Source organism: Streptomyces winkii, assembly GCF_032248595.1.
Taxonomy (GTDB): domain Bacteria; phylum Actinomycetota; class Actinomycetes; order Streptomycetales; family Streptomycetaceae; genus Streptomyces; species Streptomyces winkii.
Genome location: NZ_JASTTH010000001.1, coordinates 669,935 through 691,915, shown reverse-complemented (window position 1 = coordinate 691,915; position 21,981 = coordinate 669,935). Strand labels below are relative to the sequence as shown.

Below are 21,981 nucleotides of genomic sequence, written 5' to 3'. Positions count from 1 at the left end.
ACGCACGGTCTCATTCCGAGATGGCCGGTCCGATGCGCGAGACGAGCTCGTCCCAGTAGCCGGGCAGCGCCTCCCAGGGGTTCTGGCCGTCCCGGTCGGTCCTGTCCGTGAACCACACCGTGCCCGCGCCCTGCCAGCGTGCGACGCGCAGCGCCTCGTCGATGTGCATGCGCGGAACGCCGTGCACGAGGTGGCAGAAGCGCTCCGGCGGATGGTCCGCGGTCCACTCGGCGGCCTGGGACCACCGGTAGTCGGTCCAGCAGCCGGAGAAGGTCACCAACTGGTCTGCCAGATCCGCGTATCCGGGATGCGGATGCGTGCCGTGGCCGAAGACCAGCGCCGGGCGCGGCCGTGCCGCCGCGCGCTCCGAGGCGTCCGGTGCCGGGCGCATGCCCGCCCCGTACGGTCCTCGGGCCCCGGAGCCGACGGGGTGCCGGTCCTGGTAGCGGCGCTGCTGCACGCAGAGCGCGCGCAGTGTCGTCACCGTCCGCGCGGTCTCCGCCAGTTGGGCCCGCTCGGACGGACAGGCGGCGAGGTAGAAGCCGTCCACGCCGTACCAGTCCAGGAAGCGGTGCGCGTCCGAGACCAGTTCCCCGAACGACCGCGTGCCGTCCCGCATGCCGAGATGGCCGAGCACGGTCACGCCGGCCTCGCGCAGCCTGGCCGCCGCCGCCAGGCAGTACGGGTCGGGCCGCGCGCCGGGACCTCCGGCCACGTCGAGCACCGCCCAGTGCAGGGGCAGCCCCGGCTCGGCCAGGGCCGCCCACTCGACGGGCGCGAGCATCGGGTGCGCCCAGCCGGGGACACCGAATCCCGTACGGCCCTTCGACGCGGCCGGTGCCCGTGCCGCTCCGCCGGGAGTCATCAGATGCGGCATGCGGCCTCCATCCAAATGTCGGCCATCGACTCCTCGAGGCCGATGCGGGGGCGCCATCCGAGGCGGTCGCGCGCGGTCCGCACGTCCGCCTGCTGCCAGCTGCCGCAGCCGTCGGGGTAGGGGTACGCGGACGGGGCGCCCGACCCCGGCGGCGACGCTCCGGCGCCCGGTTCCAGCTCGTGCAGCGAGCCGCCGAAGCCGGCCACCCGCGCGAGCACGCCGGCTGCATCGCGCACCCTGACGGCCCTGCCCGTCCCGATGTTGACGACGCCCTGGGCCGCCGAGAGGGACGCCGCGTGCACGGCACGCGCGATGTCCCGTACGTCGACGAAGTCGCGCTGCACGCCGAGCCCGCCGAGCTTGAGCTCGCTGTCGCCCTGCTGCATGGCGCGGCGCATGCCTTCCGCGAGCCGGCCGAGCGGCGAGCCAGCCGGGGTGCTGGGCCCCGCGGGCGAGAAGACGCGCAGCACCACGGCGTCCAGGCCCGAGGCGAGCACCAGCTCCGTCGCCGCCAGCTTGCTCACGCCGTACGGCCCGCCGGGGCGCGGCACGGCGGCCTCCCCGATCGACGAACCGGACGTCGACGGCCCGTACTCCGCGGCACAGCCGATGTGCACCAGGCGCGCGTCGCACGCGCTGCGCCGCAGCGACTCGCAGACGGTCGCCGTGGAGACGGTGTTCTGCCGCGTCAGTTCGCGCGCGCCACCGCGCGTGGCGCCCGCGCAGTTGATGACGACGCCCGGGTGCACAGCGTCAAGGAACCGTGTCAGAGCGCCGGGGCTTCCCGTCGACAGGTCGAAGCGAACGTCGGCGTCGTCGTTCCGGCCGAGGGCCGTGAGCTGTACGGCGGGGTCCGCCAGCAGCCGGTCGGCCACGAAGCGGCCGAGATAGCCGCCCGCGCCGAGCAGGAGCACTCTCATCGCGCATCCTCCTCTTCGGACGTCCGGTACGGCAGCCGTGCAGTGATCATCTGGTGTTCGCTCCTTGTCGTTCTGCGGGTCGCGCGTCCGGCCCTCGGCGGGCGTCGTACGCGGGCATATGGGCGGGTCTGCGGGCGGGAGACCGGCTGCCGTCAGAGGGCCGTGCCGCCGCCGGGGCGCTCGCAGTGCTCGCACTGCTCGCAGGTCTGGCACTGCTCGCGGTCGGTGCGGCTCTCGCGGCGCCGCGGGCGGGGGATGCGGCCGATGCGACCGCCGAGTCCGCGGACTCCGCTTGTCCCGCCCGATCCGGCCGGGCCGCCGGCGCCGTGGATTCCGCCGGTCCCGCCGGTCCCGCCTGTTCCGTCGTCGCCCGGCGGTTCGGACCTCGCCGTGACGTCGCGCGGCCGGTGCGCCGAGGCCCCGCCGAGCAGGCGGTACGCGCACGCCAGCAGGAGCAGCGCCGCGAAGCCGCACGCGGCGGCCGCGTACAGGCCCGCGTCGTCGTCGGGCGGCCGTGGGCCTCCTGCTACGGCGGAGCCCGCGGCGGACGCCGCGGTCGCGGCAGCCGCCTGGAGCGCGCACGCGGCGACGAGCCCCGCCGCGGCCGTGCCCCGGAATCCATGCATCCGCAGCAGCAGCGCCGCGAAGAGCAGCACTCCGAGCGCGAGGACGCACGCCGCCAGCTCGGCCGCCGCCGCACCGCCCCGCGGCGCCCCGGCAGGCAAGCCCCGTACGCCCGCGAAGACCGCGATCTCCCGCGAGACGAGGTGGAGGCCGGTCAGCGCCACCGCGAAGAGCACCACGGCCGCGGTCAGCAGCGGCCGCGTCCCGGCTGCGAACTCGGCCAGGCTGCGGCTGTGTTCGAGCCTGCGCCGCGCCCGTACGGCGAACCAGCGCGCACACCACACGGCGGGCACGAGCGCGCAGACGAGCCCGGCACCGAGACCGAACGCGGCGGCGAGGACGCCTCCCGCACCCGGCCCGGCGCCCGCACCCGACGACGCGAAGACCGCGACGGCCGCTGCGACGGCCACACCGGGAAGGACCGCGAGCAGCGGGAGCAGCACACGGGGCGGTGCGGCACAACCGGCCGCAGGCCGCGCTGGGTTCGGCGCCTGCCGGCCTGCGCGTGACGCTCCTGCGGAGGCGGAGGCGGAGGCCGTGTCCGGGCCCGGTTCCTCCGCGCGCGGCACCCGAGCGAACAGCTCCTCTGCCAGCGAGAAGACGTCGCGGTGCCGGAAGCGCGCCGCGACGCGGTCGGTCACCCCGTGCGCCTCCAGCGTGGCGGCGATCTCCAGCGGGTCGACCGCCCGCTCGCACAGTTCGCGGTGGCGGTGCATCAACTCCCGTACGGGGTCGGCGGGTCGGGACGGGTGCGCGACGGGCCTGGGGCCCGGCCTGCCGCGCCCGGCACGCGCGCCGTCCGCGCCCCCCGACCGCTGTCCGGCCTGTCCGGCTCGCTCCGCGTTGCCCGCCCGGCGTCCTCCGCCGGAGTCCGCCCTGTCACGGGCACCGTCGACCAGCGCCCGGGAGCGGGTGTCCCATGCGTCCGCGCCCTCAGGGGTGCGCGGCTCGTACGGACAGCCCGCCGGGGCGGACGGCCCAGCGGTGCGCGCCGTGGAGCCCGATGCGGGTCTGTGAACACTCAACTGCCCTCACCCTTCCGGTGTTCGCGCCCGGCGTGTGCCGCGGAGAGAAGCGCCGGCCGGACCGATGCCGCGGAGAGCATGAGCGGCGCCTGAGCGTTCCCCGTACGCAGCACGGACAACGGCAGACCCGCTCGCCCGGCGCCCGCTCGGGGCGGCCCTCCGGCCCAGCGGCCCGGCAGATGCGACTCGGCCGGCCTCGCGAAGGGCAGCGGCTCCTCCGCCTCCCCGGCCGGCACCGCGTCGGCGGCGCCGACGGGCCAACGGGACATCAGCTCCAGATAGATGGCGCGGAAGGCGGCGACGTTCTGCTCCACGGTGAAGAGTTCGAGCGCGCGCGCCCGCGCCGCCGCCCCGAGGCGCTCGCGGCGCTCCGGATCGCGCAGCAGCGCGATGCAACTGTCCGCCAGCGCGCGCGGGTTGCGCGACGGTACGACCAGGCCCGTGCCGCCGATCACCTCGCACACCGCGCCGACGTCCGTGGAGACGGTCGCGCATCCGCTGAACATGGCCTCGACCAGCGGCACGGGAAAGCCCTCCACCGAGCTGGAGAGCACCACGACGCATCCCGCGCCGTAGGCGTCCGCCGGCGTGGGCACGGACGGCGTGCCCGACTCCTCGAAGGAGACGGGGTTCTCGCCGACGGCCACGGCGTCGGCCGCCTCGTCCGGGAAGAGCTGCGCCGCCAGCGCCCGGCACCGCGACTCGTACTCGCGTGCCTCGGAACCCCGCCCGGGCGCCGTGGAGATCAGCCGCAGCCGCGCCTCCGGAATCGACCGCCGGACCTCCGCGAAGGCGTGGAGCAGGCCGACGAGGTCCTTGGACGGCTCGATGCGCCCCGCCCAGACCAGCGTCGCGTCGTCCGGAGCCGCACGGCCGCCCGCGCGCTCGCCCAGCGCCGCGAACGGCTCGGCGTCCATGCCCGGGTAGACCGTGCGCAGCTTGTCGCGGGGCGCTCCGCAGCGCTCCTGCCAGCGCCGCGCATGGGTGTTGCCCGGGGTGATCAACTGCGCCTGGGCGTACGACTCGTGGGCCAGCTGCCGCTGGAAGGAGGCGAGCAGCGCCCGTACGGGCGCACCCGCGGCGGCGGGCGCGACGGCCGCGGCCGGGGCGACCGCGTCGGCGGCGCTGGCGAGATAGTGCTCACGGACGCGGACTCCGTACTCGGTGATCAGCAGCGGCGTACCGAAGAATCGCTTCGCCAGGAGCCCCGGAAGAGCCGCGGGACCGCCCCCGACCGCGTGGCACAGATCGACGCCCGCCAGGCCCTGCCGGCCCCCGTCGGGGTCTCCGCCTGCCGCCGTCCTCTGCGCCGCCTCAGCGTCCGCCCCGTCTCCGTACCAGTCGAGAGAGAGCGGCCGCAGCGCGCGCTCCAGCCGCGCCGAGACGGCGAGGAGGTCGGTGACCTGAGCCGAGTGCACCGCACGGAGATTGCCGGGTGCGCGGCAGGCCGACTGGAGGATGCGGACGGCCAGTTCGGAGCGGAGCGCCGCGCGCAGGCCGCCGCCGCAGTCGCGCGCCAGCTCGGCGAGGCCGTAGAGGCCCGCGGCGAAACGGTCCGCCAACTGCCCGGCGTCCGGGCCGTCTTCACCGGGACGCGGGCCCTCGCCGGCACCCGGACCGGCTCCCCCGCCGTGCCCGGCACCGCACACGGCCGCGGCGAGCTCGCCGAAGCACTCGGCGAAGCGCCGCTTCTCGCGCCGCCCGTACGGGACGGGCGAGCCCGCCCGCGCGTCGGCGGAACCGCGGCCCGCGGCGGCGTCCCACAGCGGAGCCGTGCGAACTCGGCTTACGTTGCGGGGCAGTTCGCACCGGTGGCCGTGGTCCTGCCGGGCGCTGCGGCTCAGCGCGTACACCTCGAACTCGTGCCCGCCGAGACCGCGCAGCAGCCGGTCGCACCACACGACCGCCTCACCACGCGCATAGGGATAGCCACCCTCCGTAAGCAATGCGATGCGCACGGACGCACCACCCCCGACCGGTTCTCCGACTGGGCCACCGGCCGAACGGCCGACGACATGACGCGGAAGACGCTATGGCGCGCCGTTCGCACACGGTGGACGGTTGTCCGTCGCACCACCAAAAGGGGTGAAAGCCCGTGACTTACCGCCCAGTCGGACGTTCCCGTGCGCTAGGCGGCAATCCGGACTCACGGAACCGCGGCGCGAGCACCGCAACGAGAGCGCGCACACATGCCCGCGCACACCGCGCCGAAGTCACGCGCGCACGCACCTGAAGAGCCGGGTGTGCCCTAACTCCCTAACTCCTTGGATACGGCCACGGGTTGGGCCGGCACTTGTCCCCGCCGGAGGTGAGGGACTTGGTCTGCTGCATCATCACCGGCGCGAGGGCGCCGTCCTTCGGGCAGCCGACGTGGTCGCGGCCCAGCCTGTGCCCCACCTCGTGGTTGATGAGCATCTGCCGGTACGCGAGCATCTTGTCGTCGCCGAAGGTCTTCGAACCCTGCGCCCACCTGTAGGCGTTGATCATGACGCGGTCCGTGGAGGCCGAGTCGCAGGAGACCTTGTCCTGGCTGGTGTCCAGTCCGGACTTCGCGCACCACACGTCGGTGGTGGGCGAACTGGCCAGCGTGATGACGAAGTCGGCCTTCCCTTTCGAGATCCTCTCGAAGCTGCGCTCCCCGCCGTGCGCCCAACTACGCTTGTCGTTCAGCGTCTTCTGCACGAACTGCGCGAACAGTTCGGATTCCAGGGGGAGTCCCTTCTCCACGTCGACGCGGTAGCGCATCACGTCGCTGGCGCCAACGCCCTCGTCGCTCCCGGCCACCGCCTTGAAGTCGCCCTTGCCCTTGAAGTTCGCGTCCAGGGAGTACGTCTTGCTCAGCTTCTCCGTGTACGACAGCGCCGCTCCCTTCGCCTCGGCGGCGGCGCCTCTGCTCTTCTCCGAGCGGGACGCGGGACCGTCCGCCGACAGGCCGCGCTCGGCCCCTCCGGCGCCGTCGTCCGTACCGTCGTCGCCGGGCTGGCCCGCGCCGGTGACCTGGCCGGCCACGGCGAAGGCGATCACGGTCGTGACGGCGACGGCGAGCACGCCCGTGAGGGCCTTGCCCTTGCCGCTGCCGCCCTTACGGTCCGAATACGGGGTCTGCACGGGCACGCGGGGCGGCGGAGGCGCATGCGGAATGCCCCCGTCGGCTTCGGGGTCGGCGGGGCCGCCGGGCTCGGACGCCGAGGCGCCCTCATAGCCGTTCCACGGGCCCGGGGTCCCCGGCCTGCGGCCGCCGAGGCCCTGAGCGAGGTCCTGTCCGCGGCCCGGAAGCGGCGCCGGGCCCCTGCCCGGCTCGCCGCCGCGGGTCCCCGGATGACGTGGTGCGGGCGCGCGTACCGAGTTCGTCGCGGAACCGCCCGGACCGCCGCCGTTCGGCCCCTTGCCGAACACGGAGTCGTCGAAGGCGTCGATGTACTCCTGGCGCGGCCCGGCGGGCAGCCCCATGCCGAGAGCACCGCCGCCCGGCGTCCCCTGGAGCACCCGCCCCGCGGCGGTGCCCCCTTCGGGCCCGCGCCCGGAGGCGTCCGCGCCCCAGCCGCCGCCCGGTTCGCGGTGCTCGGGATGCCCGCCGCGCACGTCGCCATGGCGGTACCCGCGCCGGTACCGGTCGCGAAGCGGGGAAGGAGTGCCGTCCGCGGAGGCGTCACGCGGATCGGGCGGCCCGTACGGCGGCTGCGGGCGGTAGGCCGCGACATCCGCCTCGGACATGCCGTACGACGCGTACGACGGCGGGTCGTCGGCGTGTGGCTCCGACCGCTCGGACGGGTGACCGGCCTTTGCGCGCCCCTTGCGGCTATGGCGTCCCACTAGTCACCTTTCGGGGATAGGAGCCTCGGCGACGGAGCGATCCCCACCTCGGCATGACCCGTCAACTGAGCTGTGTCCACGAGTAGTTCACGAAAAGCACACGCGACGATCTCCGGATACTCCATCATCGCCACATGCCCGGCCTCGGGCAACGCCAGCATCCGGTTGTCGCGGAACACCGCAGCGGCGCGTCGCGCCATCCGGAAGCTCACGAGCTGGTCTCGCCCGCCGTACACCAGCAGCGTCGGTGCGAGCACGCGCTCCGCTTGCCGCCACAACGAATGCTGACCGCCCAGAGTGTAGGCGTCTACGATGCCGCGCGCGGAACGTGCGAGAGAATCCCAGAAGTACGGCAGCCGCAGCCTCCGCTCGAACTCCGCGACGGCGGCGGCGAATCCCCCTGGTGACACCCTTCCCGGGTCGCCGTAGCACAGCGCCAGCACCTCCCGGGTGCGCCGCTCGGCGGACCAGCCCTTCGTGAGCCTCCCGAAGAGACCGGCGACGCCGGGCACCGCCAGCAGCGCCGTCGGCACCGCGGTCCGCTGCGGAGGCAGCTCCGGCAGCGCCGGCGAGACCAGCGTCAGGGTGCGTACGAGATCGGGACGCCGGGCCGCCACGCGCGTCGCGACCGCACCGCCGAGCGAGTTCCCCAGGAGATGCACGGGAGCGCGCCCGCACGCGTCGAGGTAGCGGACCACCGCGCGCGCGTGCCCGGAGACCGAGTAGTCGCCGTCGTCGGGCGGAGGCGAGAGGCCGAAGCCCGGGAGGTCGACCGCCTCGCTGTCGACGTCGCCGGCCAGCTCCAGCATCAGCGCGGACCAGTTGAGGGAGGAGCCGCCGAGCCCGTGCACGTAGACGGCGGGCGGAAGCCCGGCGCTCCCGGGCGGCCGCGAGCGCACGTTCAGCGTCAGACCGGAGAGGGCCACCGACCGGACGGTCTCGCCGTCGTGGACCGGAGGATCACCGGCGGGCGGCACCGACTGTGCCGCCTCCGGGGCACTCCGTACACCAGGCCGCTCCGTCGATGACATGGCGCAATATTACGAGACGATCACGCGGCTCCACCGGTGTTCATGCTCACACGACCGCCCCGGCCACGTCGTAGCCTCGAATAAGAGGCGTCTTTCCTGGAAAGGGGAGCGAGCATGTCTGTTGACCCGACCGACCCGGAGAACTTCGAGGACACCTACGAGGCGGAGCCGGAGGAGGAACCGGCCGGTTTCGAGGCCCCTCCGGAGGACGCCGCCGAACAGCACGCCGATCTGCTCCGTCAGCGGAGGATGCCGATCACCGGCCGCGAGGACATCGAGGCCGACCCCGCCGACGCCGCCGAGCAGGCACGCGTGGTGGAACTGAACGAGGATGAGTACCGATAAAGCGCCCGCTGTGTCAGCCGCAGTCTGAAATATTCGGCCCGCAGCAGTCACAGTCCAGTTACCGAAAAGTACGATGGCGGGCGCAGCGCACACAGCGCACAGAGACTGATCAGGGAGGCGGCGTGACAGCCATCGAGCAAACAGAGGCGCGCCCACGCGGCACGCGCCTGCCGCGCCGGGCCCGACGCAACCAACTGCTGGGAGCAGCACAGGAGGTCTTCGTCGCGCAGGGCTACCACGCGGCGGCCATGGACGACATCGCCGACCGGGCGGGCGTCAGCAAGCCCGTGCTCTACCAGCACTTTCCAGGGAAGCTCGATCTCTATCTGGCGCTGCTCGACCAGCACTGCGAGTCCCTGCTCGAAGCGGTGCGTGCGGCTCTGGCCTCCACGACGGACAACAAGCAGCGGGTCGCGGCGACGATGGACGCCTACTTCGCGTACGTCGAGGACGAGGGCGGCGCCTTCCGGCTCGTCTTCGAGTCCGACCTCACCAACGAGCCCGCGGTCCGCGACCGGGTCGACAGGGTGAGCCTCGAGTGCGCGGAGGCCGTCAGCGACGTCATCGCCGAGGACACGAAGCTCTCGCGCGACCAGTCGATGCTGCTCGCCGTGGGGCTGTGCGGGATGGCGCAGATCACCGCGCGCTACTGGCTCGGCTCGGGCCGGCCGATCCCCCGAGACGCGGCGGCCAAGTTGATCTCCTCCCTCTCCTGGAGGGGCATCGCCGGCTTCCCCATGCAGTGACGCCCGAGTGAGGCCGGGGCGTCCGTCGCGGACGCGTACACGGACCTCGTACGGAGCCCCCGCCGAAGCGCCGCGGGGGCTCCCGCTTGTTCGCTGCGGGCGTGCGGAGCCGGGCCCCGGGGCAGGGGGCGGTCGGGCTAATGTGTGCTCCGTACAGCGCGGCTGACCGCGTATTCAACTGACCGTTCGGAGGGACATAGCCGTGGAGGTCAAGATCGGCGTGCAGCACGCGCCCCGCGAGATCGTCTTCGAGAGCAAGCAGTCTCCCGAGGAAGTCGAGAGCGCGGTGTCGGCCGCACTGGCCGACAGCGGCTCGAACATGCTCAACCTCGAGGACGAGCACGGCCGCAAGATCCTCGTTCCCGCGGACCGCGTCGCCTACGTCGAGATCGGCGAACACAGCGGCCGCAAGGTGGGGTTCGGCACGATCTGAGGGCCAGGACGACGGATACGTCCGGCATCCCGGCGGCTTCCCGAATCTTTCGGGGAGCCGCCGTTTCGTGTGCGGGCCACACGGGGAGTACGGGAGCGACTCCAAACTGCACGGCCGGCCGGACCGGCCGCCGTCCACACCGAGGAGGTCCCATGATCTGGGAGGCACTCGGCGCCATGGCTCTCGGGTTCGCCATCGCCTACGCCGCCGCCAGGCGGCTGCCCGAGCGACTCCCGAACCGTCCCCTCGTGCTCGCCACCGGCCCCTCGGCCGCGCTTCTGGGCGGGCTCATCTGCCACATCGTCCTCGGCGGGGGTCACTCACTGGTGACCCTGACGGTCGCGGCGCTCGTGAGTGTGGCGATCCTCTCACTGCTGCTCGGCGAGAGCGCCCGTCCGCCTCAGCGCCGGCTGGGCGCCAAGGTGGCCAGCCCGCCGCACGCTTAGCGGCGAGGTCCGGCCGGTCACGTACGGAACGTACGGACGGTCAAGGGCGGCCGGTTCACGTACGTAGCTCGTTCGAGCGTCGGTTCCGCTCAGGCAGCGAGCCCCAGCGCGGCCATGCGCTTCGTGTGCGCCTCCGTGATCCGGGAGAACATCCGGCCCACCTCCGCGAGGTCGAACCCGTCCGCGAGCCCGCCGACCAGCATCGTCGAGAGCGCGTCGCGGTCCGCGACCACCCGCTGCGCCTGCGAGAGCGCCTCCCCCATCAGCCGCCGCGCCCACAGGGCCAGCCGCCCGCCGACTCGCGGATCGTCCTCGATGGCGGCCCGCACCTTCTCCACGGCGAAGCTGGAGTGCCCGCTGTCGTCGAGAACCGCGAGCACCAGCGCACGGGTGTCGGAGTCGAGATGGGTGGCGACCTCGCGGTAGAAGTCCGCGGCGATCGAGTCGCCGACGTACGCCTTGATCAGGCCCTCCAGCCAGTCCGAGGGCGCGGTCTGCCGGTGGAACTCGTCCAGCGCGGCGGCGAACGGCTGCATGGCCTCGGTCGGCTCGGCGTCGATCACCGACAGCCGGTCCCGCAGCTGCGCGAAGTGCTGGAACTCGGCGGAGGCCATGGACGCCAGCTGGGCCTTGTCCCCCAGCGTCGGCGCGAGCTTGGCGTCCTCCGCGAGCCGTTCGAAGGCGGCAAGCTCCCCGTAGGCCAGCGCACCCAGCAGATCCACTACCGCCGCCCGGTACGTCGGGTCGGCGGACGCCTCGTCCCAGTCCTGGGTGGCGATCCCTGTGTGCACAGCCTCGGGGGTCTTCCCATTGGTCTCCATGCCGAGCACGATAGCCCGCGTCACCTGGCCTGGAAGCCCCTGGTTCCGGCCTCGCCGGCCACAGTGAACTCGTACACAACAATCGCCCCGGTACACATGCGCGGATCCGGGGTACAGTGATATTGGCTCTCGCCGTACGGTGAGACTCACGTACGCAAGACTGCGGATGCCCGGTCGGAGGCCCGATCGGCTCCCGACCCCGACAGCCCTCCGCGTGGCGCGTGTTCCCCACACGTCCCGTGACCATGAGGGACCGCTCGCGTGAAGAGCGCTTGAGCGAGAGACAGTGGTCCCGCACAGACGGGCGGGCCGGCAAGTCGCCGCCCCCGTTGATGCGGTACGACCCTCCTCGCCGCCTCCTCGCGCGTCACACAGAAGAGGCCAGCATCCTGACCACCACGACATTTCGAGAACTCGGAATCCTCTCCGAGACCGCCGAGGCCCTCGAGGCCGTCGGCATCAACAGTCCCTTCCCCATCCAGGAGATGACGCTTCCGGTCGCCCTCGCGGGCGGCGACGTCATCGGCCAGGCGAAGACCGGGACCGGCAAGACGCTCGGGTTCGGGCTTCCGCTGCTGGAGTCCGTCACCGTGCCCGCCGACGTCGAGTCGGGCCGGGCCGAGCCGGAGCTGCTCACCGACTCCCCCCAGGCGCTCATCGTCGTACCGACGCGCGAGCTGTGCCAGCAGGTCACGAACGACCTGCTGACCGCGGGCAAGGTCCGCAACGTGCGCGTGGTGCCCATCTACGGCGGGCGCGCGTACGAGCCGCAGGTCGACGCCCTGAAGCAGGGCGTCGACGTCGTCGTCGGGACCCCCGGGCGGCTGCTCGACCTCGCCGGCCAGAAGAAGCTGCGCCTGTCCGACGTGCGCACGCTCGTCCTCGACGAGGCCGACGAGATGCTCGACCTGGGCTTCCTTCCGGACGTCGAGAAGATCATCCAGATGCTGCCGGTCAAGCGGCAGACCATGCTCTTCTCGGCGACCATGCCCGGCCAGGTCATCTCCCTGGCCCGGCGGTATATGAACCGGCCCACCCACATCCGCGCCTCCGAGCCGGACGACGCCGGTCAGACCGTGGCCAACACCACGCAGCACGCCTTCCGCGCGCACTCCCTCGACAAGCAGGAGATGGTCGCGCGCATCCTCCAGGCCGAGGGCTGCGAGCTCGCGATGATCTTCTGCCGTACGAAGCGGACGGCGGCCGACGTCGCGGACCAGCTCACGCGCCGCGGCTTCGCCGCCGGCGCCGTCCACGGCGACCTGGGCCAGGGCGCGCGCGAGCAGGCGCTGCGCGCGTTCCGCAACGGCAAGGTCAACGTCCTGGTCTGCACGGACGTGGCGGCGCGCGGCATCGACGTCGACAACGTGACGCACGTCATCAACTACCAGACCCCCGAGGACGAGAAGACCTATCTGCACCGCATCGGGCGCACCGGCAGGGCCGGGGCCTCCGGTACGGCCGTCACGCTCGTCGACTGGGACGACATCCCGCGCTGGCAGCTGATCAACAAGGCGCTGGAGCTCGGGCTTCCCGACCCGGAGGAGACCTACTCCACCTCCGCGCACCTTTACGAGGCGCTGGGCATCCCCGAGGGCACCAAGGGCGTTCTGCCGCGCGGCGACCGCACCCGTGCCGGGCTCAATGCGGAGCAGGTCGAGGACCTGGGCGAGACGGGGCGCGGTCCGGCGCGCGGTGGCGGCCGGTCCGGCCGCGGCGGCCAGGGCTCCGGCGGGGACTCCGGCGAGCAGCCCAAGCGCACGCGCACGCCGCGCCAGCGGCGCCGTACGCGTAACGGACAGCCGGTCGGCGACGAGGGCGCGGCGGCGCCGAAGGCCGCGCAGGCCGACGGCGGTCCGGTGACCCCGGCCGCGAAGGACGCGAACGACGAGGGCGGGGCCCGCAAGCCGCGCCGCAGGCGGCGTACGCGCGGAGGCGGCGGTTCGGCCGGGACCTCCGGGGCTTCCGCGCAGACGGCGGCCGCCACCACGGCGACCGCGACGGCCACCGCCCCGGCGGCCGGCCGGCAGCGCGACGCAGGCGAGGACGGCGCCAACCCGCGCCGCAGGCGCCGCACGCGGGGCGCCGGTGCCGGTGCGGCGGCACAGCAGCCGAAGGCGAGCCCGGAGGGCTGACCACGGTCGGTCCTCTGCTCTCGTACGAACCTCGCGCGAGGCCCGGCACCCCTGCTTCGGGGGTGCCGGGCCTCGCGCTGCGCGCGCCGCGAACGCATGAGTCCCGCCGCCGGCCGTCGTGTACGCGGCGCTGCCCCACGGCGCGCGGAGCGGTAGCGTCCTCGCATGAGCAAGCCGCCGTTCCTCGGGCTGCCGCCGGCAGTCCGCGCGTACAAACTCCCCACCGAGCGGGGCGAGTTCGCCGTGCACGAGGCCGGTGAGCCGCGTCTGGGCACGGCGCTGCTGATGCCGGGCTTCACCGGCAGCAAGGAAGACTTCATCGCCCTGCTGGATCCCCTCGCCGGCATGGGCTTCCGCGTCGTGGCGGTCGACGGGCGCGGTCAGTACGAGACGGACGGGCCGCGCGAGGAGTCCGCGTACGCACAGCCGGAGCTCGCGCGGGACGTGCACGCCCTCACGGCGGCGCTGCGGGACGGCGACGGGCCACAGGAGTCACAGGGGCCGCAGGGGCAGTCCCGCGGCGTACATCTGCTGGGCCACTCGCTGGGCGGCCTCGTCGCGCGCGCCGCCGTGCTGAGCGACGCCTCGCCGTTCGCCTCCCTGACGCTCATGAGCAGCGGCCCCGCCGCGGTCTCCACCGCGCAGCAGCGGCGGCTGAAGATGCTGCTGGGCGCCCTCGGGGTGATGGAGATGGAGGACATCTGGCAGGCGATGTGCGAGCTGGACCCGGTCGAGGCGGCCGACGAGGAGACGCCGCCCGAGGTGGCGGAGTTCCTGCACCGTCGCTGGATGGGCCACGTACCGGAGCAACTCTCCGCCACCGCGCAGCAGTTGATCGCCGAGCCGGACCGGGTCGACGAGCTCGCCGCGGCCGTCTCCGGACGCGCCGAGCCCCTCCCCGTGCATGTGCTGTCCGGCTCCGTGGACTACGCGTGGCCGGTGCCGCTGCTGGACGAGACGGCCGTACGGCTGGGAGCCGTCCGTACCGTCGTGGCCGGCGCCGGGCACTCGCCGAACGCCGAGCGCCCCGAGGAGACGGCCCGCGCGCTCGCGTCCTTCTGGAGCGGGGGCGCCGTCAGCCGGTGAGCGATCCGGGCGCGGACCCGGCGCCGGGAGCGTCCTCGTCCCGCTGCGTGACGGGCGCGGCGCCCGAGGCGCGGGCCACGATCTCCTCGTAGACGCCGGGATCGGTGGTGTGCTCGCCGAGGCGGCAGTTCTTGCGGCTGCCGTGGTAGTCGCTGGAGCCGGTGGCGAGCAGGCCCAGATCGGCGGCCATCGCGTGCAGGCGCGCGCGGGTCGCGGGCTCGTGGTCCATGTGGTCGGCCTCGATGCCGTCGAGACCGGCGGCGGCCAGATCCGCGATCGCGCTCTCCGGTACGCACTGGCCGCGCTTGGCGGCGAGCGGATGCGCGAAGACGGCGACGCCGCCCGCTCCCTTGATCAGGCGGAGCGCGTCGAAGGGATCGAGCTCGTGCTTCTCGGCGTAGGCCCTGCCGTCGTTCGCGATCCACTCCTCGGTGAAGGCGTCCGAGACGCTGCCGACGACACCGGCCTCGACCATGGCGGTCGCGATGTGCGGGCGGCCCACGGCTCCGTCGCCCGCGATCTCCGCGACCCGCTCCCAGGTCACGGGGACCCCGAGCTCGCGCAGTTTGCTCACCATGCTGCGGGCGCGGGGAACGCGGTCGTCGCGTACGAGTTCGCGCTCGCGGGCGAGTTCCGGCTCGGCGGGGTCGAAGAGGTAGGCCAGCATGTGCAGGCTCACGCCGTCCAGGCGGCAGGAGAGCTCGGCGCCGGTCACCAGCGTCAGGCCCGGCGGCAGGGCGCGCACCGCCGCGGCGTGCCCGGAGACGGTGTCGTGGTCGGTGAGCGCGACGACGTCGAGACCGGCGGCAGCCGCGCCCCGTACGAGTTCGGCGGGGCTGTCCGTGCCGTCCGAGGCGGTGGAGTGGGTGTGCAGGTCGATGCGCACGAGGAGGCTCCAGCTGCGGACGAGGGCTTACGGAAGGCGGCTCCACCAGCATAGCCGCGCCCGCGCGGAGCCCTTCCGGGAGCGTGGGACGGCGCCCGGTGCCGGGTACCGGGTCCTGGCGGGGACGATCAGGAGATGATGCGCGGCGAGAGCGTGCCGCACGGCAGCAGATCGACCTCCGCACCGGCGTCACGCAGATCGGTGAGCACGAGTTCGTCGTACATCAGCAGCCCCGACTGCTCGGGCCACACGATCGCCCACAGCCACAGCCCGCGCGCCTCGCCGGCGAAGACGGCGCGGTCGCTGGCCGAGCCCCCCACGTGCCACAGCGGCGTCGGCCGCCCCGCCGCGAGCACCTTCACCGGTGGCGGCGTGTCGACGCGCATGCCGGGACCGGGATCGGGGCCGTCGACGCCCGCGTACCGTGCGCCGAGTCCGACGCCCAACTCCTCGGCCACCAGGATGAGTTCGCCCGGGCCTCCGAGCGGACCGGGCCCGGAGCAGGCCACGGCCGTCGCACGGCCGCCGCTGCGGTCGTCACCGGCGCAGGCCACACCGGAGAAGAGCCAGCCGACCGGCAGCGGCCACGGCATCCAGACGGGCACCTTCGTACGGCCGACGGCCACGGCGAGAGCTTCGACGCTGGGGGGAACGACGGGCTGCAACGGGTGCACCGTCCCGTGCAGATCGCACTGCCAGGTGTCGGCGAAGAGTCCGGGCGCCCGTACCCGGCCACCGCACTTCGGGCAACTGGGTTCGCCCCTCATGCTGAACAACGGTGCTCCCCGGCGGCGCCGGCGTCAAGGACGATCTCCTCCCCGAACCGGCCCTGCCGTGCCCGGGACGCCCCTGCCGGCGCGCGGCACACCCGCTCCCCCGCCGGTGCCCCGCAGGCGCTCATCCGGCCAGCGGGACGGCCTCGCGCAGCGGGTCACGCAGGTCCGTTCCGTGCTGGAGCCATCGCTCCTGGAGCGCGTCGGCTCCCCGCGCCCGCTTCCACGCGGCCTCGTTCGGCGTCATCGGCAGCAGCGGCAGGAACCGCACCGGTTCGAGCGGGGCGTCCAGCTCCAAGTCCTCGACCAGACCGCCCGGTTCGGCCACGAGTACGGACGTGAACGGGGCGCCGGGCCACAGCGGCTCGCCCACGTCCAGCGAGGCGCCCGGTGTGACGACGACCCCCTCGACCTGCGGTGAGGCCGCGAGCACGGCCAGCGGACGCAGCACCTTGTCGGTCTCCGCGGCCCCGGCCCGTACGGAGAGCACGAGTTCGGCACGCGGGCCCCGCTCGGGGTCCGCGAGGGCGGCGGCCGGATCGGTCATCGGCGCGGCGGACATTCCGAGGGTGGCGTAGCGCACGATGCCCGCGCCCGCGTCCACGCCCGTGTCCAGGAAGCGCAGCACCTCGATGCGTTCGGTGCCGAGGAACGTCACGGACGCACGCGCGTCCGGCTCGCCCAGCGCCGAACGCAGCCTCGCCTCCACCAGTTCCGGTACGTCTGCCATGACGCGAGCATAGATCCCGTAAGGACGAGGCAAAGAGATGCGTCCGGTGGCCGGAAGGGACACAGCACTGCCCGACCGGTGTTACCGTTGGCTGCTGGTCAGACATGCGAATCGTCCCCCGACGGGGGCCGGCCGGAGGAGGTGGGACTGACATGGATCCGAGTCGACCGTGCAGTACCAACTGCTCTTCCGTCGCAAGGCCGCGTTCCCACTCCTGAGCGCCCTGCTCCCCGGTGGTTCCAGCACTGAAACCTCGTCGGGACGCTTTTTCCGGGGCTGTTCGCCGCCGGATGCCGCACGACGCGCGAGATGGAAGAGCGCAGAGCTTCGCTCCACCCCCGTCCGACAGCGAATCACCGAACGCCGTCGCGACCGGCACCGAGCGGTACCCGCTTTGCAGACCTCCGGCCGTCGGGCACGACACGATTCCGTAGGTCCACATTCCGGGCAGCGCTGAGCCGGGCCGCCGTACGGCACCGACAAGGAGCTCAGCATGTCGATGATCCGAGACCTGCGCGCCGCCGTCCGCCCGTCCCTGCGCAAGGGCCGTTCGGCGTACCCCTACGAGAACACCCGCACCGACGCCGCAGGCACCGCCGTGGTCGACTGCGCGGTCTACCGCGACGGGCAGCGCGTCCACGCCCACTTGACGCCCGACGAGGCGCTGCGTCGCGTGCGCTCCAGCGGCGGCCGCGAGTTCGTGTGGATCGGGCTCCACGAGCCGACCGAGCGCGAGTTCTCCGGCATCGCGACGGAGTACGGGCTGCACCCGCTGGCCGTCGAGGACGCCGTACAGGCCCACCAGCGCCCGAAGTTGGAGCGCTACGACGACAGCGTCTTCACCGTCTTCAAGACGATCCACTACGTGGAGCACGTCGAACTCACCGCCACAAGCGAGGTGGTGGAGACCGGCGAGGTGATGTGCTTCACGGGCCGGGACTACATCATCACGGTGCGGCACGGCGGCCAGGGCTCGCTGCGCGCGCTCCGGCACCGCATGGAGGAGGACGCCGAACTGCTCGCCAAGGGCCCCTCGGTGGTGCTGCACGCGATCGCCGACCAGACGGTGGACGGCTACCTCGCCGTGGCCGACGCCGTCCAGGACGACATCGACGAGGTGGAGATCGAGGTCTTCTCCAACACCACCAACGGGCGGCGCGGGGGCGACGCGGGCCGCATCTACCAGCTCAAGCGCGAGGTGCTGGAGTTCAAGCGTGCCGTCTCCCCGCTGCTGCGCCCGATGCAGCTGGTGAGCGAGCGGCCGTTGCAGGTGATCGACCCGGAGATCCAGAAGTACTTCCGCGATGTGGCGGACCATCTGACGCGCGTCAACGAGCAGGTGCTGGGCTTCGACGATCTCCTCAACTCGATCCTCCAGGCCAACCTCGCGCAGGCCACCGTCGCGCAGAACGAGGACATGCGCAAGATCACTTCGTGGGCGGCGATCTTCGCGGTGCCCACGATGATCGCCGGCATCTACGGGATGAACTTCCAGTACATGCCTGAACTGGGTTGGAAATACGGCTATCCCACGGTCATGGGCGTCACGGTCACGATCTGCATCGCCATTTACCGCGGGTTCAAGCGGAACGGCTGGCTCTGACGGGCTACATCGACGAGCTCCCTTGACGCGTCGCATTGACAGCCGGTGGCGACAGGCGGCCCCTGCGCCACCGGCCCGTACGCCCTCGCCCGGTAGCCTGCGGACATGACGCTGCTCGATCAGGCCCTCATCGAGGAGGCCACCAAGAAGTCCGGCCTCATCTGGGTGCGCGGCCCGGAGGGTCCTTCCCGCTCCCTGTGGCACGTGTGGCACGACGGCGCGGTCTGCATCGTCGGCGGCGGCCCGCTCGAACAGCCCCTGGACGGCCTCGGGTTGACGGACGGAGGCACCGCCACGGTCAGCGTGCGCAGCAAGGACAAGGGCGGCCGGCTGGTCGTCTGGCCCGCGCGCGTCGTGGAGTTGGAGCCGCGCGGCGAACGCTGGGAGACGGTCGTGGGCGAGCTGCGGAGCAAGCGGCTGAACGCACCCGACTTCCCCACCGTCGCCGAGCGCTGGGCCCGCGAGTGCCGGGTGCTGCGGCTGGAGCCCGCCGGTGCGCCCGTGCAGAAACCCGGTGCGATGCCGGACGGTTCGCAGGCGGCGGTGCCGCGGCCGACACCCGCGACGACGCGCCGCCGCATTCCCGCGGGGCTGCCGAGGCTGCTCTTCCGCAAGCGCCGTCAGCAGGGCACGTAGCCCCGCGGGGAGCCGTCAGGTCCGTACGCGGGCGGCGCGAGCCGCGCACGCTCGTACGGAAGCAGCCGCGAAGCAGGCGAAAAGCAGCCGGGAACCATCCGAATCAGCCGCGAACCGGCCCGGAATCAGCCCTTGTTCGCGACGATCTTCCTGCCGTAGTCCACGACGTTCTGTTTCGCGGGCGGCCGCAACTCGAACTCCTTGTTCCAGTCGTCGAGTTCGAGCGTGCCTGCGCCGCCGGCGCGCTCGACGCGCAGCGGGTACGGAGTGCCGATCAGCGAGACGTCGACGTTGCCGCCGCTCCCCCCGCCCCCCTGGACGCGGATGGTCCGCACGCCGCCGACCTCGCCGTGGTCGCCGGTCTCGCGCTCCCCGTTCATCACGAGCAGCCCCTCAAGCAGCACCCGCATGTCCGCGAAGCCGCTGAGCTGCTTGTACGCCGGATCGCCGGAGGGCACCTTCACGTACTTGCCGTCCAGCTTGCCCGCCGCCTGCACGTCGGACTTCGACGGCTGCTCGCCGCCCTTCTCCTGCCGCGCCCAGAAGCCCGCGTCGGCCTTGAGATACAGCTCCTTGCCGATGCGCAGCAGCCAGAACGTCGAACCGCCCCTCGTCGCGACCTTGCCCATGGCGCCGCCGTCGCGCTTGAGCCGCATGTTCAGACGGTAGGTCTGGCCCTTGCTGACGACGGTGCCGGACAGCTTGACCGAGCCGGCCTTGTCCGCGGCGGCCCGCGCCTTCTTCTCGATTTTGGAAGCGGAGAGCTTGCCGACCCCGTTCGTGCCGGCGTCGGGATCGCTGCTTCCGCAAGCGGCCAGCGCCAGTGTGAGTCCCACGCAGAGGGCCCCCTTCAGGACCAGGTCTCCTCGCGTGCCCCCTGCCGTCGGCGGGGAGGCCACATGAGCGCGTCCAACCACGTCGGCAACCTCCTGGAGATCGGGCTGGACCCGCACCCTACCGGTGTCCGCGGCGGGTAGCGGACGGCAGCCGTCCGGACCATCGCGCACGGTCCGACAGGGCCGGGCCAGGCTAGGCTGAAGACGGCAAAGGGTGCTTATGCGCCGAAGTACGGACGGACGAGGAGGGCCCGACCGATGGCCGCAGGCGCCTCCCGGGTCTTCGTGTCGCACCTGTCCGGCATCGCCGTCTTCGACCCCAACGGCGACCAGGTCGGGCGGGTGCGCGACGTCGTCGTCATGCTGCGCGGCCAGCCCGCCGCCGATGCCGGCGGTCCGCAGGGCGAGCGGCCGCCCAGCGTGCTCGGGCTGGTCGTCGAAGTGGTCAGCAGGCGCCGGGTCTTCCTGCCGATGACGCGGGTGACGGGGGTGGAGTCCGGCCAGGTCATCACCACCGGTGTCGTGAACATGCGCCGCTTCGAGCAGCGTCCGTCGGAGACGCTCGTCCTGGGCGAGCTGCTGGACCGTCAGGTGACCCTCGTGGAGACAGGCGAGCAGGTCACGGTGCTCGACGTCGGCGTCCAGCAGCTGCCGGCCCGGCGCGACTGGCAGATCGACAAGGTCTTCGTACGGCGGCTGCGGCACGGCAAGGGCGGTGCGCTGCGGCGGCGCGGCGAAGCCCTGACCGTCGAGTGGTCGGCCGTGACGGGCTTCGCGCTGGAGGAGAAGGAGCAGGGAGCGGCCACGCTGCTCGCCACCTTCGAACGCATGCGCCCCGCGGACATCGCCAACACGGTCCACCACCTCTCCGCGAAGCGGCGGATGGAGGTCGCGGCGGCCCTCGACGACGACCGGCTCGCCGACGTCGTCGAAGAGCTTCCCACCGACGACCAGGTCGAGCTCCTCGGCGAACTCCCGGACGAGCGTGCCGCGGACGTACTGGAGGCGATGGATCCGGACGACGCCGCCGACCTGCTCTCGGAGCTGGCCGAGCACGACAAGGAGCGGCTGCTCCAGCTGATGCGGCCGCAGGACGCGGCGCCGGTACGGCGGCTGCTGTCGTACGAGGAGGGCACGGCCGGCGGCCTGATGACGACGGAGCCCATCGTCCTCCAGCCCGACGACACCGTCGCGCTCGCTCTCGCGCGCGTGCGCAACGCCGATCTGTCGGCGCCGCTGGCCGCGCAGGTATTCGTCTGCCGACCGCCCGACGAGACCCCGACGGGGAAGTATCTGGGGCTCGTTCACTTCCAGCGGCTGCTGCGCGACCCGCCCTTCACCCTCGTCGGTTCGATCGTCGACACCGATCTGCGCCCGCTGCCGCCCGAGACGACGCTGCCCTCGGTGAGCAGCTACCTCGCGACGTACAACATCGTGGCCGCACCCGTCGTCGACGAGGCCGGCCATCTGCTGGGCGCCGTCACCGTGGACGACGTCCTGGATCACCTGCTGCCGGAGGACTGGCGCGAGGAGGCGGCGCAGCGGCTGCCCGGCGCCGGCGGACCGCGCGCGGAGGGGGTCGGACAGCATGGCGCCTGAACGGGAGAGGGAGCGGGAACGGGAGCGGGACCGCGAACGCGAGGGAGCCCGCGAGCGTGAGCGCGAGAGGGAGCGCGAGCGCAGCACCCGCGGCCGGCTCGATGTGCCCCGGGCCCCGCGCCGCAGGCTGCTCCCCGAGTACGACCCCGACGCCTTCGGGCGTCTGTCGGAGGAGATCGCGCGCTTCCTCGGCACGGGCCGCTTCATCGTATGGATGACGTTCGTCGTCACGGTCTGGATCGCCTGGAACGTGCTGCTCCCGGAGGCGCTGCGGTTCGACGACTACCCCTTCATCTTCCTGACCCTCGCCCTGTCCCTTCAGGCGTCGTACGCGGCGCCGCTGATCCTCCTCGCGCAGAACCGGCAGGACGACCGCGATCGGGTCAACCTGGAGCAGGACCGCAAGCAGAACGAACGCAGCATCGCCGACACCGAGTTCCTGACCCGCGAGATCGCCTCGCTCCGCATGGGCCTCGGCGAGGTCGCCACCCGCGACTGGATCCGCTCCGAACTACAGGAACTGGTCAAGGAGCTGGAGCAGACGGAACAGGCGGAGCGCCCGGCCGAGAAGACCGAGTCCCGTGCGGGAGGTCCGCCGCACGGAGCGTGATCCGTT

Annotated in this window: 21 protein-coding genes; 10 read left to right on the top strand and 11 right to left on the bottom strand. The window is 72.9% G+C overall.

Annotated elements, in window-relative coordinates:
* Positions 1–10: 10 nt before the first annotated feature.
* From QQM67_RS03175 to QQM67_RS03150, 6 genes are all read right to left on the bottom strand, one after another.
* Positions 11–877, bottom strand: coding sequence for a spherulation-specific family 4 protein (locus QQM67_RS03175; protein ID WP_314171960.1), 867 nt, complete (start codon positions 875–877; stop codon positions 11–13).
* Entirely contained in the window at positions 865–1,797 is a 933-nt protein-coding gene (locus tag QQM67_RS03170; RefSeq protein WP_314171959.1) for an NAD-dependent epimerase/dehydratase family protein, read from the bottom strand. The genes QQM67_RS03175 and QQM67_RS03170 overlap by 13 nt, the downstream gene beginning before the upstream one ends.
* Positions 1,798–1,949: 152 nt before the next feature.
* Complete coding sequence (locus QQM67_RS03165) at positions 1,950–3,446, bottom strand: ATP synthase subunit I (protein WP_314171958.1); 1,497 nt, start codon at positions 3,444–3,446, stop codon at positions 1,950–1,952.
* Positions 3,443–5,404, bottom strand: coding sequence for a DUF3492 domain-containing protein (locus QQM67_RS03160; RefSeq protein WP_314171957.1), 1,962 nt, complete (start codon positions 5,402–5,404; stop codon positions 3,443–3,445). The genes QQM67_RS03165 and QQM67_RS03160 overlap by 4 nt, the downstream gene beginning before the upstream one ends.
* A 298-nt stretch (positions 5,405–5,702) precedes the next feature.
* On the bottom strand, positions 5,703–7,160 hold the full coding sequence (locus QQM67_RS03155; protein ID WP_314171956.1) for a DUF3152 domain-containing protein: 1,458 nt from the start codon (positions 7,158–7,160) through the stop codon (positions 5,703–5,705).
* 98 nt (positions 7,161–7,258) lie between these two features.
* Positions 7,259–8,290 carry an alpha/beta fold hydrolase gene (locus QQM67_RS03150; RefSeq protein ID WP_314171955.1) on the bottom strand — a complete coding sequence of 344 codons (1,032 nt, stop codon included), beginning with the start codon at positions 8,288–8,290 and terminating at the stop codon, positions 7,259–7,261.
* A gap of 114 nt (positions 8,291–8,404) precedes the next feature.
* Here QQM67_RS03150 and QQM67_RS03145 point away from each other — a divergent pair, with 114 nt between their 5' ends.
* The 4 genes from QQM67_RS03145 (at position 8,405) to QQM67_RS03130 (ending at position 10,260) form a co-directional block, all read left to right on the top strand.
* Complete coding sequence (locus QQM67_RS03145; RefSeq protein WP_314171954.1) at positions 8,405–8,635, top strand: hypothetical protein; 231 nt, start codon at positions 8,405–8,407, stop codon at positions 8,633–8,635.
* Between the two features lie 122 nt (positions 8,636–8,757).
* On the top strand, positions 8,758–9,381 hold the full coding sequence (locus QQM67_RS03140; protein ID WP_111600785.1) for a TetR/AcrR family transcriptional regulator: 624 nt from the start codon (positions 8,758–8,760) through the stop codon (positions 9,379–9,381).
* Positions 9,382–9,583: 202 nt separating this feature from the next.
* On the top strand, positions 9,584–9,814 hold the full coding sequence (locus QQM67_RS03135; protein WP_314171953.1) for a DUF3107 domain-containing protein: 231 nt from the start codon (positions 9,584–9,586) through the stop codon (positions 9,812–9,814).
* Between the two features lie 152 nt (positions 9,815–9,966).
* Positions 9,967–10,260: a hypothetical protein gene (locus tag QQM67_RS03130; RefSeq protein ID WP_314171952.1), complete on the top strand. Its 294-nt coding sequence runs from the start codon at positions 9,967–9,969 to the stop codon at positions 10,258–10,260.
* An 89-nt stretch (positions 10,261–10,349) separates the two neighbouring features.
* Here the strand turns inward: QQM67_RS03130 and QQM67_RS03125 are convergent, their stop codons facing one another.
* Positions 10,350–11,081 (bottom strand): ferritin-like fold-containing protein, encoded by a 732-nt coding sequence (locus tag QQM67_RS03125; RefSeq protein ID WP_314171951.1) that lies wholly within the window; start codon positions 11,079–11,081, stop codon positions 10,350–10,352.
* Between the two features lie 332 nt (positions 11,082–11,413).
* On the opposite strand from QQM67_RS03125, the gene QQM67_RS03120 reads away from it, so the two are divergent.
* A complete protein-coding gene (locus QQM67_RS03120; protein WP_314172235.1) occupies positions 11,414–13,216 on the top strand; it encodes a DEAD/DEAH box helicase in 1,803 nt (600 codons plus the stop codon).
* A 165-nt stretch (positions 13,217–13,381) separates the two neighbouring features.
* Positions 13,382–14,302, top strand: coding sequence for an alpha/beta fold hydrolase (locus tag QQM67_RS03115; RefSeq protein ID WP_314171950.1), 921 nt, complete (start codon positions 13,382–13,384; stop codon positions 14,300–14,302).
* Here QQM67_RS03115 and QQM67_RS03110 read toward each other — a convergent pair.
* From QQM67_RS03110 to QQM67_RS03100, 3 genes are all read right to left on the bottom strand, one after another.
* Positions 14,292–15,188 carry a PHP domain-containing protein gene (locus QQM67_RS03110; RefSeq protein WP_314171949.1) on the bottom strand — a complete coding sequence of 299 codons (897 nt, stop codon included), beginning with the start codon at positions 15,186–15,188 and terminating at the stop codon, positions 14,292–14,294. The genes QQM67_RS03115 and QQM67_RS03110 overlap by 11 nt on opposite strands.
* A 128-nt stretch (positions 15,189–15,316) precedes the next feature.
* Complete coding sequence (locus QQM67_RS03105; RefSeq protein WP_314171948.1) at positions 15,317–15,955, bottom strand: DUF6758 family protein; 639 nt, start codon at positions 15,953–15,955, stop codon at positions 15,317–15,319.
* Between the two features lie 130 nt (positions 15,956–16,085).
* Entirely contained in the window at positions 16,086–16,691 is a 606-nt protein-coding gene (locus tag QQM67_RS03100) for a suppressor of fused domain protein (RefSeq protein WP_314171947.1), read from the bottom strand.
* Positions 16,692–17,184: 493 nt separating this feature from the next.
* On the opposite strand from QQM67_RS03100, the gene QQM67_RS03095 reads away from it, so the two are divergent.
* Both QQM67_RS03095 and QQM67_RS03090 read left to right on the top strand, forming a co-directional pair.
* Positions 17,185–18,294, top strand: a complete 1,110-nt coding sequence (locus QQM67_RS03095) for a magnesium and cobalt transport protein CorA (RefSeq protein WP_314171946.1) — start codon at positions 17,185–17,187, stop codon at positions 18,292–18,294.
* 105 nt (positions 18,295–18,399) lie between these two features.
* Positions 18,400–18,930, top strand: a complete 531-nt coding sequence (locus QQM67_RS03090) for a hypothetical protein (RefSeq protein ID WP_314171945.1) — start codon at positions 18,400–18,402, stop codon at positions 18,928–18,930.
* A 125-nt stretch (positions 18,931–19,055) separates the two neighbouring features.
* On the opposite strand, the gene QQM67_RS03085 is transcribed toward QQM67_RS03090, so the two are convergent.
* Positions 19,056–19,766: a hypothetical protein gene (locus QQM67_RS03085; protein ID WP_314171944.1), complete on the bottom strand. Its 711-nt coding sequence runs from the start codon at positions 19,764–19,766 to the stop codon at positions 19,056–19,058.
* Between the two features lie 258 nt (positions 19,767–20,024).
* On the opposite strand from QQM67_RS03085, the gene QQM67_RS03080 reads away from it, so the two are divergent.
* Together QQM67_RS03080 and QQM67_RS03075 are read left to right on the top strand one after the other, a co-directional pair.
* Entirely contained in the window at positions 20,025–21,365 is a 1,341-nt protein-coding gene (locus QQM67_RS03080) for a magnesium transporter MgtE N-terminal domain-containing protein (RefSeq protein WP_314171943.1), read from the top strand.
* Positions 21,355–21,975: a DUF1003 domain-containing protein gene (locus QQM67_RS03075; RefSeq protein ID WP_314171942.1), complete on the top strand. Its 621-nt coding sequence runs from the start codon at positions 21,355–21,357 to the stop codon at positions 21,973–21,975. The genes QQM67_RS03080 and QQM67_RS03075 overlap by 11 nt, the downstream gene beginning before the upstream one ends.
* The last annotated feature ends 6 nt before the right edge of the window (positions 21,976–21,981 follow it).